Genomic DNA, 16,011 nt, shown 5'->3' on the forward strand with positions numbered 1-16,011 from the left:
CGGATGCCGTCCCTGGGCGCTGACATGGAGCACGGCAAGGTGGTGGAGTGGCTGGTCAGGCCTGGCGACTATGTCCGCAAAGGCGATCTCATTGCCGCGGTGGACACGGACAAGACCGTGATGGACATTGAGTCCTTTGAGGAAGGCGTCGTTGCCGAGTTCCTCGTGGAGATCGGCGACACGGTGGATGTGGGGACGCCCATCGCCCGGATCACCGCCACGCCCGCGCAGCTGCCCTCCGGACGACCCGCCAGTGACCGGACTTCCGCTGACCAGGCTCCCAGTGGCCGGGCTCCCGCTGACCGGGATGCAAAGCTTCCGCCCCCCCGTACGGCACCTGGCGCACTCGCTGGGGGTCGACGTCGGCTCGCTCCACGGGAGCGGCAGGAACGGTGCGGTGACGCGTGCCGACGTCGAACGCGCCGCCGCAGCGTCCCCCACCAGGATGCCCGTTCCTTCAGCACCGGCCCCGGACCGGGTGCCGGACGCGGCTTCCTCCGGCGCGGGCCGGGGCGGCCGGGTGCGCTCCTCGCCGCTGGCGCGCCGGCTGGCGGAACAGTTTGGCGTGAACCTGCAGGGCCTGTCCGGAACCGGGCCGGAGGGAGCGGTGACCGAGGCGGATGTGCGCCGCGAAGCAGCCGCCGGATCCCGGGTTGAGCCGCCGGTCCCGACGCCGGAACCTCCAGTGGCGGCGGCACCTGCCGGCGCCGGGACGGGCGCACGGCGGGGCCGGAAGGAGGCCGCGGGCGGGAAGGCGGAAAGCCTCCGGCAGGCGGTGGGCGCGCTGATGTCCCGCTCCAAGAAGGAAATCCCGCACTACTACCTCGCCACGACCCTGGACCTGGAAGCTGCGATGGCATGGATGGCGTCGGCCAACGGCGGGCGGCCTGTCGCCTCGCGCCTGGTTCCGTCAGCATTGCTGCTCAAGGCCACCGCGCTGGCGGCGAAGGAGGTGCCGGAAATGAATGGCTTCTTCACGGACGGCTCATTCCACCCCGGCACTGCCGTGCACCTGGGAGTTGCGGTGGCCCTGCGCCATGGCGGGCTCGTGGCGCCTGCCCTGCATGATGCGGACGCCCTGACGCTCGACGAACTCATGGAGCAGCTGCGGGACCTCGTTGACCGGGCCCGGGCCGGGCGGCTGCAGCGGGCCGAGATGGCAGATCCGACCATCACCGTCACAAACCTGGGGGACCTCGGCGTGGAGAGCGTCTACGGGGTCATCTATCCGCCGCAGGTGGCCATGGTTGGCTTCGGCAGGGTCATGGAGCAGCCCTGGGCCCATCACGGCATGCTCGGCGTCCGCCACGCCGCCACTGCAACCCTGTCCGCGGACCACAGGGTCAGCAACGGGCTGCGCGGCGGCCGTTTCCTGTCCCGAATCGACGAACTGTTGCAAACCCCGGAGGAGCTATGAACCAGCAGGACGCCCGAACGGCAGTGCAGGCGGCCATCGGCCAGGTGGCGCCCGACGTCGAACCCGGGGACCTGGCCGACGGCGCAAGGCTGCGCCAGGACCTGGAGCTGGATTCCCTCGATTTCCTCCGCCTGGTGGAAACCATCGCCGGATCTACGGGAGTGGACATCCCCGAGCGGGACTATTTCGCCGTGGCCACCGTGGGGGGCCTGGTGGAATACGTCGCCGCCCACGGCTAGCTGGGCACACCCGGCCGAAGCAAGCAAGGCGGAGCCAGTCAGCCGAACAGCACGGCCGCCTCCTGGTAGCGCGCCTCGGGAACCACCTTCAACGCTCCCAGGGCCTGCTCCAGCCCCACGTTGACGATCTCCGTGCCGCGCAGGGACACCATCGTCCCCCAGCGACCCGCAGCTGCTGCCCCCACCGCGGCCATTCCAAGCCGGGTTGCCAGGACGCGGTCGAAGGCTGTCGGTTCGCCGCCGCGCTGGATGTGGCCGAGGACGGTGGCGCGGGTTTCAATCCCCGTCAGCTGTTGCAGCTCCCGTTCAAGGGCAAGCCCGATCCCGCCGAGCCGCGGCCGTCCAAATGTATCCAGGCCGCGGGGCGCGTACGGCGCATCCTGCCCCTCCGGCGTAAATGCCTCGGCCACCACCACCAGCGGAGCCCGCCCGCGGTCACGGGCGGAGGTGACCCAGGCGGCCACCTGCTTCAATGCCACCCGGTGTTCAGGGATCAGGATGGCATGGGCCCCGGACGCCATCCCGGCGTGCAGTGCAATCCAGCCGGCGTTCCGGCCCATGACCTCGGCGATCATGCAGCGGTGGTGCGATTCACCGGTGGTCCGCAGCCTGTCGATTGCCTCGGTGGCCGTCTGCACGGCCGAATCGAACCCGAACGTGTAGTCCGTGGCGCCCAGATCATTGTCAATCGTCTTCGGCACGCCGACGACGTTGACGCCCTGGTCGGAGAGGGCCTTGCCGGCCGCCAGCGTACCTTCGCCACCGATGGCGATCAGCCCCGCCAGCCGGTGGCGGCGCATGCTGCCACGGACCGCTTCCACCCCGCCCTCTGACAGCGGGTTGGTGCGTGATGTTCCCAGGATGGTTCCGCCCAGCCCCGAGATGCCGCGCACCGCCCGCCGGGGCAGCGGCAGCAGGTCGTCTTCCAGGACTCCCCGCCAGCCGTCCCGGAAGCCCACGAATTCGTAACCGTGCGCGACGGTGCCGCCCAGCACAGCGCCCCGGATCACCGCGTTCACCCCCGGGCAGTCACCTCCGCTGGTCAGGACACCCAGCCGTTGTGGAAGGTTCATGGGCCGGCCGGTCCCTTAATTTGCCGGGGTGCGGCGAAGTCCCTCGCCTGGCCGGCGGCAAGCGTCATGTCCCTTCCGGCCACCCGCACTTTGATGGGCATGGCGTTCCCGGGCGCGGAGGCGACACTGATGCGGCCGCCCCCGAGGCGCACGGTCAGGAGATGTCCCCGGTACCGGACCTGGAAGGCAACCGCGTTGAGCCCTGCGGGCAGGTTGGGGGCGAACACCATGGTGTCGCCGCTCATGCGCAATCCGGCAAAGCTGCGCTGGATGACGTCGATGGTGCCGGCCATGGCTCCCAGATGGATGCCGGCCCGGGTGGTGCCGTGCTGCGTGTCGTCAAGGTCGGCGTCCAGCGCCTCACGGTAGCTGTCCCAGGCGCGGTCGGCGTCCAGGCCGGCAAGGACGGATGCGTGGGCAACGCGGCTCAGTGTCGAACCGTGCGCAGTCCTGGCCAGGTAGTACTCGATGGTCCGGTGCAGCTGTTCCATCGTGTACGCGTAGCCGAGCTCGTTGAGGAACGTGACAAGGCCCTCATGCCCCAGCAGGTACGGCAGCATCAGGACGTCGGCCTGCTTTGCGAGCTTGTACCGGTTGGTTTCGTCGCCTTCTGCCTCGAGTATGAGGTCGAGCCGCTCTATGCTGTCGTACGCCTCCCGGTAGTGTTCCCAGTCGAGTTCCTGCAGCTGTTCGTAGCCTTCGAACTGGCTGATCACGCCGTCGGGGCCTAACGGAACGTACATGGCCTTGCCTACACGGGCCCAGGCTGCAGGTTCCCCGTCCGCCACGTCAAGCCGCTCCAGGAGCTCGGCAAGGTCGTTTCCGTGCGCAGAGGCCACAAGCTCGGAAGCCTGCACGCAGACCCAGGCCGCCATGACATTGGTGTAGGCGTTGTCGTCCAGGCCGGGCCCGGCGTTTCCCGGGTAGCCGGTGTGGTACTCGTCCGGCCCCACTACGCCCCGCAGGTGGTACCGGCCCGTGTCCTGGTCGTCTTGCGCCAGGGACACAAAAAACCGGGCCACTTCGATCAGCAGCTCAGCGCCCCGTTCGAAGAGCCATGCGGTGTCACCGGTTGCCTGGTAGTACTGCCAGGCGTTGAAGGCGACGGCGAGGCCCGCATGCAGCTGCATGTGGGAGTGGTCCTTCACCCACCGCCCGGACTTTTCGTTGTACAGCCACTTTGGCGTTTCCTCCTTCCCGTCGCTGCCGCTCTGCCACGGGAACTTGACGCCCCGGAGCCCCAGGGCGCGGGCGGCCTGGCGGGCTGCTGGAAGCCTGCGCCACCGGTAATCGATCAGGGCACGGGCCACGTGGGGCGTCCGTGACGTCAGCAGGGGCAGCACGAACAGCTCGTCCCAGAAGACATGCCCGCGGTATCCCTCGCCATGAAGCCCGCGGGCGGTGACCCCGGCGTCCAGCTCGGCGGTGTGGTGGGTCAGTGTCTGCAGGAGGTGGAAGATATGGAGGTTGAGGACCAGCCGGACCTGTACGGGGGCGTCGATCTCCACCAGGAAGGGACGCAGTTCCCGCCGCCACGCCTCCCGGTGGGCGTAGAGCAGGGCATCGAAGTCACTGCCGGCCCGCTCCAGCACCGCCTTTGCCTCCGACTCGGGACTGGAAATCGCGTGGTCGCGCGACGTCACCACCGCCACCGTCTTGGCGACCTCCGCCGTCGTTCCCTCCTTGAGGGCAAGCGTGAAGGACTGGAAGTGCAGGCCTCCCTTCCGGCCGCGTCCGCCTGCCCCGGCCTCGCCGGGGACAACGACGCGGAAGGCAGCCGCGATCCGGACCAGGCTTTGTGTGGTCTCCACCTGCACCACAGCCGTGCTGTCCGCCGGATCCGTGCGGTCCGGTCCGGGACCGGTCCTGTCCCTGAGGTGGATCCCCTGTCCGGACGAGGGGTCCCTGATGTTCGCATTCCTCACTGCGGTGTTGATGCCGGTACGCACATCAAGGGTTCCGCTCCAGCCCAGCGGGGTGATGCTCGTGGCGAGGCCCAGCAGGTGCGGGTCGGCCATGGACACGAACCGGGTTTGGACCACCTCCAGGCGGCGCCGGTCCGCCGCTTCGAGCAGGAGCCGCCGCTCCAGGACGGCAGCGCGGAGGTCCAGTGTCCTGCGCTCCCGGAGGACAACCAGCCCTCCTTCGGACCACCAGGTTCCGCCGGCCGGGCGCAGGTCCAGGGGAAGGCAGTTGGGCCCGTTCACCATGTGCTCTTCCAGCAGCTCTTCGCCTGCCACCACGGCCGAGACCCGGTTATAGACCCCTGCCAGGTACATGCCCGGGTAGCTAAAGGGCCCGCCCTCGGGGGCCGCGCCCCGGACTGCCAGATAGCCGTTCCCCAGGGTCGTGAGCGCCTCCCGGTGCCCTTCGTGTCCCGGATCGGACCCCTCATAGACAAGCTGCCAGGGATCACCGGCAACCAGTCCCAGGTCCAGTTCAGCGACGTCGTTGAGCACGACGGCGGCGCCAGCCGCTTCCAGCTCGCGCCGGGTCCCGTTGCGGTCAATTCCCACCACCAGTCCGAAGCCGCCGCGGCGGGCAGCCTGCACGCCCGCGCCGGCATCCTCGATGACGACCGAGCGGGACGGGAGGACTCCGAGCCGGGACGCTGCCGCGAGGAAGGTGTCCGGGGCGGGCTTTCCCTGCAGCTCGAGGCTTGCGGCCAGGTTGCCGTCCACCACCGCGTTGAAATAGCGGGTAAGTCCTGCTGACTCCAGGATCGCCGAGGCGTTGCGGCTGGACGTGACAAGGGCGGCCGGCACCCCGGCGCCGGAAAGCCGCTGCAGGAGCTGCAGCGTTCCCGGGTAGGCCTGGATCCCGCCGCGTTTCAGGCGTTCCAGGAACAGGCGGTTCTTCAGGGCACCAAGGCCAACCGCTGTCCATGCCCCCGGCTCGTCGGCCTGCGTCCCGCGGTCTATCTCCACCCCCCTGGCGGCGAGGAACTTCAGGACGCCATCCTCGCGCGGAAGGCCGTCGATGAAGTTCAGGTAGTCGGCCTTGGTCATCGCGGCCCGGTTTGCCGTCGGCGGGATCCGGGGGTCCTGCAGGATCCGGTCGAACGCGTCCTTCCAGGCGGCCCGGTGCACGGATGCGGTGTTCGTGACCACGCCGTCCAGGTCGAAGATCACGGCGTCGAAGGGCGGCTTCGCAGCAGCAGCGGTCGGCGACGTGGTCATGGCTTCATCAGTACCAGTGAAGGCGCCGCCGCTTCCAGTGCCTTTAGGCCTGTTTGCCCAGCCGCTGTTCGGCAGCCGCGATGATGGGGATGGTGCGCAGGTACGTGTCGGGGTTCAGCGAGATGGAGTCGATGCCCTGGTCCACCAGGAATTCGGCGAGGTCGGGGTGGTTGCTGGGGCCCTGGCCGCAGATGCCGATTTTGATCCCGGCGGCGTGGGCCTTGCCGATGGCCTCGGCAATCATGGTGGTGACCGCCGGATCCCGCTCGTCGAAGAGCGCGGCGAGCTGCTCGGAATCACGGTCCACTCCCAGGACCAGCTGCGTAAGGTCGTTCGAACCAATGGAGAAGCCGTCGAAACGCCGCGCAAAGTCGCCGGCCAGCACCACGTTGGCCGGTATTTCACACATCATGTACAGCTCGAGCCCCGCTTCGCCGCGGACCAGTCCGTGTTCCGCCATGGCCTTGATCACGAGGTCAGCTTCCCCCACCGTCCGGCAGAACGGGACCATGACGATTACGTTGGAAAAGCCGATGTGTTCCCGGACCCGCTTGAGGGCTTCGCATTCCAGCGCGAACCCCTCCCGGTAATGTTCGCTGTAGTAGCGAGAGGCTCCGCGGAAGCCGAGCATCGGGTTCTCTTCGGGTTGTTCGAAGGCCCCGCCTCCGATGAGGTGGCTGTATTCGTTGGTTTTGAAGTCGCTGAGGCGGACAATAACGGGCTTGGGGTAGAAGGGCGCCGCGATTTTCGCGATCCCGGTGGCCAGGACATCGATGAAATACTCCCGGCGGTCCGGGTAGCCCCGGGTCAGGTCTTCGATCAGCGCGGCGGCCTCCGGATCGGCGACACGCTCGGGATGGACCAGGGCCATGGGGTGGATGCGGATCAGGTTGTTGATGATGAATTCCATCCGCGCGAGGCCGACGCCCGCGGCCGGCAGCCGCCACCACTTGAATGCGGCGGCAGGGCTGCCAATATTGACCATCACAGCCGTCCGGGTGGCGGGAAGGGTGGCCATGTCCACTTCCTCCACGGCGAAGTCCAGCAGCCCTTCATAGACGTGCCCTTCTTCGCCTTCGGCACAGGACAAGGTCACCGCTGCGCCGTTGGCAAGGACTTCCGTTGCGTTCCGTGTGCCGACGACGGCCGGCACCCCCAGTTCGCGGCTGACGATCGCGGCGTGGCTGGTGGGTCCTCCATGGTCGGTGACGATTCCTGCCGCCCGCTTCATCACCGGCACCCAGTCCGGATCGGTCATCCGGGTCACCAGGACCGAACCGTCCACAAAGTCTTCAATGTCCTTCGCATCACGGATGACGCAGGCAGGACCCCGGGCAATGGAATCCCCGATTGCGGCCCCGGCGGTCAGGAGCCTGCCCTGCTGCCGAAGACGGTACGTCCGGAAGGTTGAGCCCGTCTTTTGGGCCTGCACGGTTTCCGGCCGCGCCTGCACCATGAACAGTTCGCCGGTGATGCCATCCTTCGCCCACTCCATGTCCATCGGGCGCCCGTAGTGGTCCTCAACGGCCGCAGCCCAGCGTGCAAGGAGGACAACTTCCGGGTCCGACAACACCAGCGAGCTGCGTTCGTGCGGGGTGGTCTCCACCATTTTCGTGCGGGCGTCGCCGCCATGGCTGTAAACCATTTTCCGTTCTTTGGCCCCCACGTGCCGCTCAATGACGGGGTTCAGTGAAGCATTGGCGAGCAGGGGCTTGAACACCTGGTACTTGTCCGGGTTGACGGTTCCCTGCACCACGGTTTCCCCGAGTCCCCACGCGGCACTGATGAGGACGGCGCCGGGAAACCCCGATTCGGTGTCGATCGAGAACATCACTCCGGAAGCACCGACGTCGGACCGCACCATCCGCTGGACGCCCACGGACAGGGCAACATCGAGGTGGTCAAACCCCTTGATCTCGCGGTAGGTGATGGCCCTGTCGGTGAACAGCGAGGCGTAGCAGCGGCGGCAGGCGTCCAGGACCGCCCGCTCCCCCGCCACGTTCAGGAACGTCTCCTGCTGGCCGGCGAAACTGGCATCGGGCAGGTCTTCAGCCGTGGCGCTGCTGCGGACGGCCACCGGCACCTGCTGCTCCCCCGCCCGGCGGCAGAGCGCCCGGTAGTGTTCGCGGATATCGGCCGCCGTGTCCTCGGGGAACGTCGCTGCCAGGAAAAGCTCCCGGATGGCGGCGCCTGCCTGCCGGAGCGTTGACTGTCCGCTGCGGTAGTCCGCAACGAGTTCCTTGACCCGCGGCACCAGGGCGTTGGCTTCCAGGAACGCCCTGTACGCCGAAGCAGTGGTCGCAAACCCTTCCGGAACGCTGACGCCGGCCGACCGCAGGGACCGGCTGAGCTCCCCGAGCGAGGCATTCTTCCCCCCAACGGAGGCGATGTCCCCGATGCCCGTCTCCCCGATCCACATCACACGGGCATTGTTGACGGATGGTGCCGCGGCAGCTTTCATTCCTCGATTTTGTGCCTGGCTGAAGAGTGCGGGCAGAGGCTTTGGTCCTGCGGGCACGGGCGGGCGGGCACCGGCGGCCACGGCTATGCCGCCCGCATCCGGCCCCGGATGGCCTTGTAGGCCCAGTCGGCGGCAAGGACCGCAGGAATTGCCAGGGCAGCAAGGAGGAGGCCGGCAGGCGGCGGCGGGGCGTGCCCCAGCAGCGCAGCGGCCTGGGGAATGTACAGGCACGCGGCGAGGACGGCCAGTTCGGCCAGGACGGCCCAGGCCAGGAGCCTGTTGGTACCCCAGCCCAGGCGCCACGGCGCCGCCGTCGCGCTCCGGCACGCATAGGCGTTGGCGAGCTGGCCAAGGACGACGGCGGTGAAGGCTGCCCCGGAGGCTGCCATCAGGAGCCCCGCCTCCGGGGCTTCGCCGCGGATCCAGCCGCCGCCAAACAGCACGGCGGAGAACGCCGCCATTTCCACCGCAGCCTCCACTGGTCCCAGCACGCAGAAAACCCGGATCATGAGCTGCCTGTCCATCAGGTGCCGCCGCTCCGGCGGCCGGGCCAGGACATGCTTGCCCGGGGGCTCAGCCCCCAGTGCCAGCGCGGGAAGCAGGTCGGTGCCGATGTCCAGGGCCAGGATCTGGAGCACGCCGAGGGCAAGCGGAAACTGTCCGCCGGAGAGCGCCCAGATGACGAAAGGGGTCAGCTCGGCCACGTTGTCCGTGAGGTGGTACGTGAGGAAGCGGTGGATGTTGGAATAGGTGGCGCGGCCTTGCTCGATGGCGGCCACGATGGTGCCGAAATGGTCGTCGAGGAGGACCAGGTCTGCGGCTTCGCGGGCCACATCGGTGCCGGTCAGGCCCATGGCGACGCCGATATCGGCTTCGCGGAGCGCCGGCCCGTCGTTGACGCCGTCTCCCGTCATGGCCACCACGTGGCCCCTGGACTGCAGGGCCCGGGCCACACGGAGTTTCTGCTCCGGGGACACCCTGCTCACCACCACCCCGTCCCGGTCCAGCAGTGCACCGAGCATCTGTTCGTCATCCGGGAGGCCGGCGCCCTCCACCACAACCTCCGGAGTCCCGATCAGGCCGATTTCGCGGGCGATGGCGGCGGCAGTCTCAGGATGGTCGCCAGTGATCATGGCCAGTTTGAGTCCTGCCCGGCGCGCCGTCCGGATCACTTCGGCCACGTCGGGCCTGGGCGGATCATGCAGGCCGATCAGTCCCAGCAGCTCCATGCGCCGCTCGATGAGCTCCGCGGGGCACGACTGCCACCTGCCGGCCGCGGCAGGAGGATCATCGGCGTCCAGCCGGCGTCGTGCCACTGCGATCACCCGCAGGCCCCTTGATGCCATGCCCTGCACCTCGTCCCGCAGGAGCGCCGACACGTCGCGGCACAAAGGAAACACGGCTTCCGGGGCGCCCTTGCAGTACGCGTCCGTTCCGACAACCGCCGTTTCCCGGCGGCGCGCGGGGTCAAAGGCAATGCGGCGCAGGGGTGTTTGCCGCTCCGCCGTCCGTCCGGTCAGCCTGCGGGCAAGTGCATCGATGGCTGCTTCCATCGGATCCCCCTGTGCCCGCCATTGCCCGTCGCGGAACTCTGCGCCACCCTGGGATGCGGCGAGCGCCGCGAGCGCTGCCTCAGCCGCCCGGCCGATCCCTTCCCCCTGCACCGCCGCTTCAGGCTGGTAGCCCTCTCCCGCCACCTGGACGCGGCCCGCCGTCGTGAGGACTTCCACGGCGTTCATCCTGTTTTGGGTCAGCGTGCCGGTTTTGTCGGTGCAGATGAAAGTGGTGGATCCCAGGGTCTCCACGGCCTCCAGGTTGCGCACCAGCGCCTTGCGAGATGCCATGCGCTGCGCACCCATGGCCAGTGAAAGGGTGACAGTGGGCAGCAGCCCTTCGGGGACGAGGGCCACGGCCACGCCGATGGCGAAGAGGAAGGCGTCCCGCCACTGGAAGCCCACCAACAGCGAGGTGATGAAGAAGAGTGCGGCAATTGCCAGGGCCACACCGGCGATGACCCGGACTATCCTGCGCAGCTCGAGGGACAGCGGGGTGGGCGGAGGCGCGGCCTGGCTTGTGAGCGCAGCGATCCCGGCCAGTTGGGTGCGGGCACCGGTTGCCGTCACAACCGCTTCGCCCTCCCCGTTGACCAGGAAGGTTCCACCCCATGCGGCATCGCCCGCCTTCTTGGGCACCAGCTCGCTCTCGCCGGTCAGCATGGACTCGTCCACCGCGCAGGCTGATGCCGTGGCCAGGACGGCGTCGGCCGGAACGCGGTCGCCTGCGGCCAGGAGCACCACGTCGCCGGCCACGAGTTCGCTCGCGTGGACCGTGCGGACCCGTCCGTCCCGCCGCACCACCACGTCCGCGGGCAGCAGCCCGCGGAGCCTGGCGGCTGCGTGCTGGGCACGTTCCTGCTGGATGTGGGCGAAGACGCCGTTGACGATGACGACGACCACAATCGCCACCGCCAGCTGCGGCATGTCGGCGACATAGGCAAGGACAGCGGCGCACCACAGCATCAGGGCAAAGAAGTGGGTCATCTCGCCCCAGAGTTTCCGCCATTGGGGAACGGGCTTTTCCGCCGGAAGGAGGTTGGGTCCTGTCCGCTGGAGAAGCTCCGCCGCCTGCCTGGAGGTCAGGCCCTCCGCCGCCCTCACATGTACTCCGCCTCCCGGCTGGTGGCCCCGACAGGGCTGGAGGTCATGCCCGGAAGGCGGTCTGCCCCGTGAAGCGCCCGCAACCCCTTCACGATCGTGGCCAGGTCGACGAGTTCCTGGAGGAGGGCCCCGGTGACCGCGGGGATGTAACCCGTCATGGCCACCGCCATCAACGCGATGCTGGCACCTATTCCGGTCCAGATGCTGGTCAGCGCCACAGCGAGGGTGCGCTTGCCGATGGCTACTGCCAGGGCCACCTTGGAGAGGTCGTCCAGCATGACCACGACGTCGGCGGACTCGCTCGCCGCCGTCGCACCTTTTGCTCCCATGGCGACGCCGACATCGGCAGCGGCCAGGACGGGGGCGTCGTTGACGCCGTCGCCCACCATGAGCACCGGGCGTTCAGCGATCGCAGCCACCTCGCTCACCTTGTCAGCAGGCAGGCATTCAGCCTTGACGTGCCGGATGCCCGCCTCCCTGGCGATATGCGCCGCAGTCGCGTGGGCGTCGCCGGTAAGCAGCATGGTGTGCCGGATGCCCAGCCGGTGGAGCGTGGCGAGCGTGTCCATTGCGTCGGCGCGCAGCGGGTCTTTCATGATGAGGGCGCCTGCATAGGTTCCATTGACGGCGACATAGACGGCCAGTTGGCCGCTTTGCAGGGCGGCCGCCCGGAACCCGCTTGCTGAAGCGCCGACGAGGCCTGCCTTGCCTACCACTACCCTTTCGCCCCCGCACACTGCTTCCACACCCTGCGTGGCATGTTCCGTTGCCTGCGTCACCGGGAGAAGCCGAAGGTTCCGCGCGGCAGCGGCTTCGATGACGGATGAGGCCAGGACGTGGGACGAGAACTGTTCGGCAGATGCAGCCAGCTGGAGCAGCCGTCCGGCGGCGGAACCTTCGCCGTTGCCCTGCCCAGGTCCGGAAGCCAGCTCCACCCTGTCCAGCACCGGCCGGCCGGACGTGAGGGTTCCGGTCTTGTCAAAGACGGCGGTCCGCGCCCTGGCCAGCTGTTCGAGTGTGCTGGTGTTCTTGATGATGATGCCCTTGCGGGCAGCCTGGCTGGTGCCCGCAAGGAATGCCACCGGTGCGGCTATGAGGAGCGGGCAGGGTGTCGCTACCACCAGGACCTGGGCGAACCGGACGGGGTCCCCGGACAGCAGCCAGGCGGTTCCGGCCATGGCGAGGGCGAGGACGGTGAAGGGCACCGCATAACGGTCCGCCAGCCGGACCACCGGTGCCCTGCTGGCGGATGCTTCCTCCACCAGGGCGATGATCCGGCTGTACTGGGAATCGGCAGCCGTGGCGGTCGCGCGCATCCTGATGGCCGCCTCGCCGTTGACTGACCCGCTGAGCAGCAGTTCCCCGCGGTGCCGCTCCACCGGCAGGCTCTCCCCCGTCAGCGACGATTCGTCCAGGCTCGCCGAGTCCGACAGGAGCTCCCCGTCCACCGGGACCAGCTCGGAGGGACGCACCACCAGCACATCCCCCGGCACCACCGCGTCGACGGGCACGTCGTCCAGGACCGGTCCGGCAATCTCACGGTGCGCAAACCGGGGCGCGCGGTCCAGCAGCGACCTCAGCTCCCGTACTGCCCTGCCGTGGGCGAAGTCTTCAAGCCCCTCACCGCTGGCAAGCATGAGGATCACCACCAGCGCGGCGAGGTACTCGCCCACGGCGACAGTACTGGCCACGGCCATCAGCGCCAGAAGATCAATGCCCCAGCGGCCCTTCCGCAGCGTCCGGATCATGGACACGGACCTGACGAGCACAACGGCGGCGGCGTAGACCGAAGCGAGCAGCCGGACCGGCCCTTCGAGGCCGAACTGCGGCAGGAGCACGGTGGCCAGGATCATGAGGGAGGTCAGCGCCACCAGGGGATATTGCCGGAGAAGTCTGCCGGCACGGCTTCCCCGGTCAGTGCCGGCATCCATGTGCCCGGTCAGCCGGGTAGCGGCCGAGGCGTCAACCGGACCTGCCGGCCGCTTCATCCACCGGCCGCCCGCGGGGCAACATCGAGCTGGTTCCACCAGGTCAGTGGCGACGTTACGCCAAACCGGCGTCCCGTGACGGATGCCGGAACGACGCGGACGAAATGGTCTTTCTGCCCGGCCTGCCACGGGAAAAGCGTCAGCCCGACGCCGGTCAGCAGCTCCGGGGATGGCTCCAGGACAACGGCGTGGCCTTTGACCAGGACGCTCCAGGCCGTCCGGGTGGAGGCGTCGAATCCATCGGCTTCCAGTGCGACGGCGGAATGGCCGCCGGCACTTCGAAGCTTGGTCCCCTCGCCGGTCCGGAACACGAGCGATTCGTCGTCCACCTTGAAGTTCACCGGAAAGATTTCCGGATGGTCGTCCACCGTCACTGCCAGGTGGCCCACCGAAACACCGCGCAGGAAGTCCCAGCAGTCGCCCGGGCGGAGGACTTCGGTGGCAGGCTGCGGAGGGTCGTTATGCATACGCCGAAGGTACCCGGCCCCCCGCAGGCGAACTAGGGCATTTAGGCCTGAGCTCCGGGCTGAATTTCCCGATGCCCCTTGTGACTTTCGGCCCTGCCCCACCGTCTGCGTCCTTTGTACGTTTCTTGGGAGACAATCCCGATCTTCGGCACCACCGCAAAGGACACGACGATATGAAGGCTGTCATCCTGTACGACTCCGGCTACGGAAACACCAAGGCCATTGCCGAGGCCGTTGCTTCCGGACTCGGCGCCGGTGCCAGGGCTGTTCCCGTGGACGGGTTCGAGCCCGGAAGCATCCAGGCCGGCGACCTGCTCGTCGTGGGTAGCCCGATCAACGGCTGGCGGCCCACGCCGGCGATCGTCCGGGCACTCGGAGACCTGGCCGCCCGCGGACTGGCCGGGGTGAAGGCGGCCGCGTTCGATACCCGGCTCAAGCTGTTCATCCACGGTGACGCGGGCAGGAAGATCACCCGCGCCCTCGAGAACGCCGGCGCCAGCATTATCGGCGGTCCCATGGCGTTCTACGTCAAGGGCACGGAAGGGCCACTGCTCACGGGTGAGGAAAGCCGGGCGGCCAAATGGCGGATGACCTTGCCGACGCCGCGAAATAGGGGCAAAGGCTTCGGGCACATGGACCCCGACGGCAATGCCTGGACCGTTGCCCGCTTCCTGGAAGGGTCACCCCCGGCCCAGGCAATTTACGAGGCGGCGGAACGGATGGCCGCCAGCCTGGGGCCGATGGATATCCGTGTCAGCAAGTGCCAGATCGCGTTCCGCCGGCGCCGCAGCTTCGCGTACCTGTGGCGCCCGGGCATGTATGTCACCTCGAATATTCCGCTGGTCCTTTCGCTTCCCCTGCCGCGGGAGGACGGATCGCCACGCTTCAAGGAGGTGGCCCATCCCTCCCCCGCTGTCTGGATGCACCACCTGGAGCTTCCGGACACCAGCGTCCTCGACGGCGAGGTGCAGGAGTGGATGCGCGAGGCCTACGCGTCGGCCGCATAAGGCCGGTTGCGGTTTAGGGGCTTTATGCCCTGTCCCGCCAGCCTCCGGAAGCGGACGCTGGTGCCATGAACGATCCACAGCCCAGGAAAATCCACGCCGCGGAACAGCCGGTCGCCGTCATCCGTGAACGGGTCCCCATGACCTCGCTGACCGAGTTTTTCGGCCGTGCCTTCGGCGCCATCATGGCAGCGACGCAGAAACAGGGTGTCTTCCCCGCCGGCCCTCCGTTCGCCAGGTACCACGGCATGCCCAGCGACACTGTCGATGTCGAAGCGGGTTTCCCCATCGCCGGCCACTTCACCGGAACAGATGGAGTGCAGACGTCGGTGCTGCCCGGGGGCGACGCCTTCGAAGCCATCCACACCGGACCTTACGACACCCTCGGCGAAACCTACGGCGCCATCCAGCAACAGATGCAGGCCGAGGGCCTCACGCCGTCCGACAGCATGTGGGAGTACTACCTGAGTGATCCGGAGCAGGAACCGGATCCTGCCAAATGGCAGACGAAGGTGGTCTGGCCGACAGCGTAGCCGCCAGCCACGTCCAGCGGCAGCAGCCGTGTTCTATGTGCCGGCGCCCGTGGCGCGGCCGGGGCCGCCGTCGTCCCTGCCCGCGAGGGCTTCGGCGCGCAGCAGCATGGACCGCAGCTCGTTCAGCAACTCCAGTTGCTCATTGTTGATGGCCGTCAGCCGTTCGATTTCAGACTCGGACTGCACGTCCGTTTCGTAATCGTGGCGGGCCATTGCCGCGGCGATCGCATCCTGCCGTTTGGCCGCGATCAGCAGGATGGCGCCCTGGAGCCCGGCCAGCATGGAGAGGAAGAGGTTGAGGAGGATGTAGGGATAAGGGTCCCAGGCGTCCGCCGCAAGGGCATAGGAGTTGATGACGGCCCACGCGACCATGAACGCGACGAAGATTCCCACAAACGTCCAGCTGCCCATCCCGTTGCGAAGGATGTCCGCCGCCCGCTCACCCCGGCTCAAGCTCTCCTTGTGCCGCACATGCCAAGTGCTCTTACGCTCGCTCATGAACCCAGAGTATGTGGCGTCCGGCAGCAGGCGCTCCCGGTTACCCCAGTGAATGGTCAATACGGGACTTTGGTCCCTAATGCCTGGTCCTGCCCTCTGGCACGGTAAAGGGAGGCCCAAGGATGCACCAAGGCTGGGGTGCTGTGTCCGGGCTGCACCGGGATGCCGGTTGCCCACGTGCTCCGCAGCGGCTGGAGACAGGACTATTGAGGGAGAAAGCTTATGGCGGGAACGTTCGAACTGTTTGCCGATGAGGATTCGCGCATCAGGTTCAGGCTGGTGGCGCCGGACGGCAGCGTCCTGGCAGTGTCCGGACAGTACCCGGACAAGTACCACGCCGCTGCTGCCATCGAGGATGTCCGTGAATGCGCCGGCACCGGTTTGATCACCGACCTCGCTCCTGCCGGCCTTGCCCGGGCCAGGCCGCCGCGGCGCGGCCCCCAGGTCCGTCCACTCCGTACCGGCAAGGCAGGTTCCCTCGGTGCCGCCTAGGAG

Annotated in this window: 12 protein-coding genes and 2 pseudogenes; 7 read left to right on the forward strand and 7 right to left on the reverse strand. The window is 68.1% G+C overall.

The genetic code is table 11. The features are described from left to right. Positions 1-24: 24 nt before the first annotated feature. The 4 genes and pseudogenes from ACJJV6_RS18460 to ACJJV6_RS18475 all read left to right on the forward strand — a co-directional run. A pseudogene (locus ACJJV6_RS18460) lies at positions 25-153 on the forward strand (biotin/lipoyl-containing protein); the annotation flags it as partial. A gap of 154 nt (positions 154-307) precedes the next feature. Then, positions 308-373, forward strand: a pseudogene (locus tag ACJJV6_RS18465) (hypothetical protein); the annotation flags it as partial. A gap of 24 nt (positions 374-397) precedes the next feature. After that, complete coding sequence (locus tag ACJJV6_RS18470) at positions 398-1,417, forward strand: dihydrolipoamide acetyltransferase family protein (protein ID WP_407710521.1); 1,020 nt, start codon at positions 398-400, stop codon at positions 1,415-1,417. Then, a complete protein-coding gene (locus tag ACJJV6_RS18475) occupies positions 1,414-1,656 on the forward strand; it encodes an acyl carrier protein (protein ID WP_407709507.1) in 243 nt (80 codons plus the stop codon). The genes ACJJV6_RS18470 and ACJJV6_RS18475 overlap by 4 nt, the downstream gene beginning before the upstream one ends. 38 nt (positions 1,657-1,694) lie before the next feature. Here the strand turns inward: ACJJV6_RS18475 and ACJJV6_RS18480 are convergent, their stop codons facing one another. From ACJJV6_RS18480 to ACJJV6_RS18505, 6 genes are all read right to left on the reverse strand, one after another. Beyond that, positions 1,695-2,729 (reverse strand): ATP-dependent 6-phosphofructokinase, encoded by a 1,035-nt coding sequence (locus ACJJV6_RS18480; protein ID WP_407709508.1) that lies wholly within the window; start codon positions 2,727-2,729, stop codon positions 1,695-1,697. After that, positions 2,726-5,908 (reverse strand): beta-phosphoglucomutase family hydrolase, encoded by a 3,183-nt coding sequence (locus tag ACJJV6_RS18485; RefSeq protein WP_407709509.1) that lies wholly within the window; start codon positions 5,906-5,908, stop codon positions 2,726-2,728. Before ACJJV6_RS18485 ends, ACJJV6_RS18480 begins: the two co-directional genes overlap by 4 nt. A gap of 43 nt (positions 5,909-5,951) precedes the next feature. After that, a complete protein-coding gene (ppsA, locus tag ACJJV6_RS18490; RefSeq protein WP_407709510.1) occupies positions 5,952-8,369 on the reverse strand; it encodes a phosphoenolpyruvate synthase in 2,418 nt (805 codons plus the stop codon). 83 nt (positions 8,370-8,452) lie between these two features. Then, positions 8,453-11,026, reverse strand: a complete 2,574-nt coding sequence (locus tag ACJJV6_RS18495) for a cation-translocating P-type ATPase (protein ID WP_407709511.1) — start codon at positions 11,024-11,026, stop codon at positions 8,453-8,455. Beyond that, positions 11,023-12,957 carry a heavy metal translocating P-type ATPase gene (locus ACJJV6_RS18500; protein ID WP_407710522.1) on the reverse strand — a complete coding sequence of 645 codons (1,935 nt, stop codon included), beginning with the start codon at positions 12,955-12,957 and terminating at the stop codon, positions 11,023-11,025. The genes ACJJV6_RS18495 and ACJJV6_RS18500 overlap by 4 nt, the downstream gene beginning before the upstream one ends. A 53-nt stretch (positions 12,958-13,010) precedes the next feature. Next, positions 13,011-13,481 carry a pyridoxamine 5'-phosphate oxidase family protein gene (locus ACJJV6_RS18505; RefSeq protein WP_407709512.1) on the reverse strand — a complete coding sequence of 157 codons (471 nt, stop codon included), beginning with the start codon at positions 13,479-13,481 and terminating at the stop codon, positions 13,011-13,013. Between the two features lie 173 nt (positions 13,482-13,654). Between ACJJV6_RS18505 and ACJJV6_RS18510 the strand changes: the two genes are divergently transcribed. Together ACJJV6_RS18510 and ACJJV6_RS18515 are read left to right on the forward strand one after the other, a co-directional pair. Continuing rightward, on the forward strand, positions 13,655-14,488 hold the full coding sequence (locus tag ACJJV6_RS18510) for a DUF5655 domain-containing protein (protein ID WP_407709513.1): 834 nt from the start codon (positions 13,655-13,657) through the stop codon (positions 14,486-14,488). A 65-nt stretch (positions 14,489-14,553) separates the two neighbouring features. Next, positions 14,554-15,018 carry a GyrI-like domain-containing protein gene (locus tag ACJJV6_RS18515; protein ID WP_009356311.1) on the forward strand — a complete coding sequence of 155 codons (465 nt, stop codon included), beginning with the start codon at positions 14,554-14,556 and terminating at the stop codon, positions 15,016-15,018. A gap of 33 nt (positions 15,019-15,051) precedes the next feature. Here ACJJV6_RS18515 and ACJJV6_RS18520 read toward each other — a convergent pair whose 3' ends face one another. Further along, positions 15,052-15,516, reverse strand: a complete 465-nt coding sequence (locus tag ACJJV6_RS18520) for a DUF1003 domain-containing protein (RefSeq protein ID WP_052013975.1) — start codon at positions 15,514-15,516, stop codon at positions 15,052-15,054. Positions 15,517-15,738: 222 nt separating this feature from the next. On the opposite strand from ACJJV6_RS18520, the gene ACJJV6_RS18525 reads away from it, so the two are divergent. Then, complete coding sequence (locus ACJJV6_RS18525; RefSeq protein WP_009356313.1) at positions 15,739-16,008, forward strand: DUF1508 domain-containing protein; 270 nt, start codon at positions 15,739-15,741, stop codon at positions 16,006-16,008. Positions 16,009-16,011: the final 3 nt, after the last annotated feature.

Origin of the sequence: Arthrobacter nitrophenolicus, assembly GCF_045833485.1 — a bacterium.
Lineage (GTDB): Bacteria > Actinomycetota > Actinomycetes > Actinomycetales > Micrococcaceae > Arthrobacter > Arthrobacter nitrophenolicus.

What these genes read in the sequence shown, in the direction of transcription:
- ACJJV6_RS18475 (WP_407709507.1), top strand. Translation starts at nt 1,414, where the DNA reads ATGAACCAGCAGGACGCCCGAACGGCAGTGCAGGCGGCCATCGGCCAG.
- ACJJV6_RS18480 (WP_407709508.1), bottom strand. Translation starts at nt 2,729, where the DNA reads ATGAACCTTCCACAACGGCTGGGTGTCCTGACCAGCGGAGGTGACTGC.
- ACJJV6_RS18485 (WP_407709509.1), bottom strand. Translation starts at nt 5,908, where the DNA reads ATGACCACGTCGCCGACCGCTGCTGCTGCGAAGCCGCCCTTCGACGCC.
- ppsA (WP_407709510.1), bottom strand. Translation starts at nt 8,369, where the DNA reads ATGAAAGCTGCCGCGGCACCATCCGTCAACAATGCCCGTGTGATGTGG.
- ACJJV6_RS18500 (WP_407710522.1), bottom strand. Translation starts at nt 12,957, where the DNA reads ATGGATGCCGGCACTGACCGGGGAAGCCGTGCCGGCAGACTTCTCCGG.
- ACJJV6_RS18505 (WP_407709512.1), bottom strand. Translation starts at nt 13,481, where the DNA reads ATGCATAACGACCCTCCGCAGCCTGCCACCGAAGTCCTCCGCCCGGGC.
- ACJJV6_RS18510 (WP_407709513.1), top strand. Translation starts at nt 13,655, where the DNA reads ATGAAGGCTGTCATCCTGTACGACTCCGGCTACGGAAACACCAAGGCC.
- ACJJV6_RS18515 (WP_009356311.1), top strand. Translation starts at nt 14,554, where the DNA reads ATGAACGATCCACAGCCCAGGAAAATCCACGCCGCGGAACAGCCGGTC.
- ACJJV6_RS18520 (WP_052013975.1), bottom strand. Translation starts at nt 15,516, where the DNA reads ATGAGCGAGCGTAAGAGCACTTGGCATGTGCGGCACAAGGAGAGCTTG.
- ACJJV6_RS18525 (WP_009356313.1), top strand. Translation starts at nt 15,739, where the DNA reads ATGGCGGGAACGTTCGAACTGTTTGCCGATGAGGATTCGCGCATCAGG.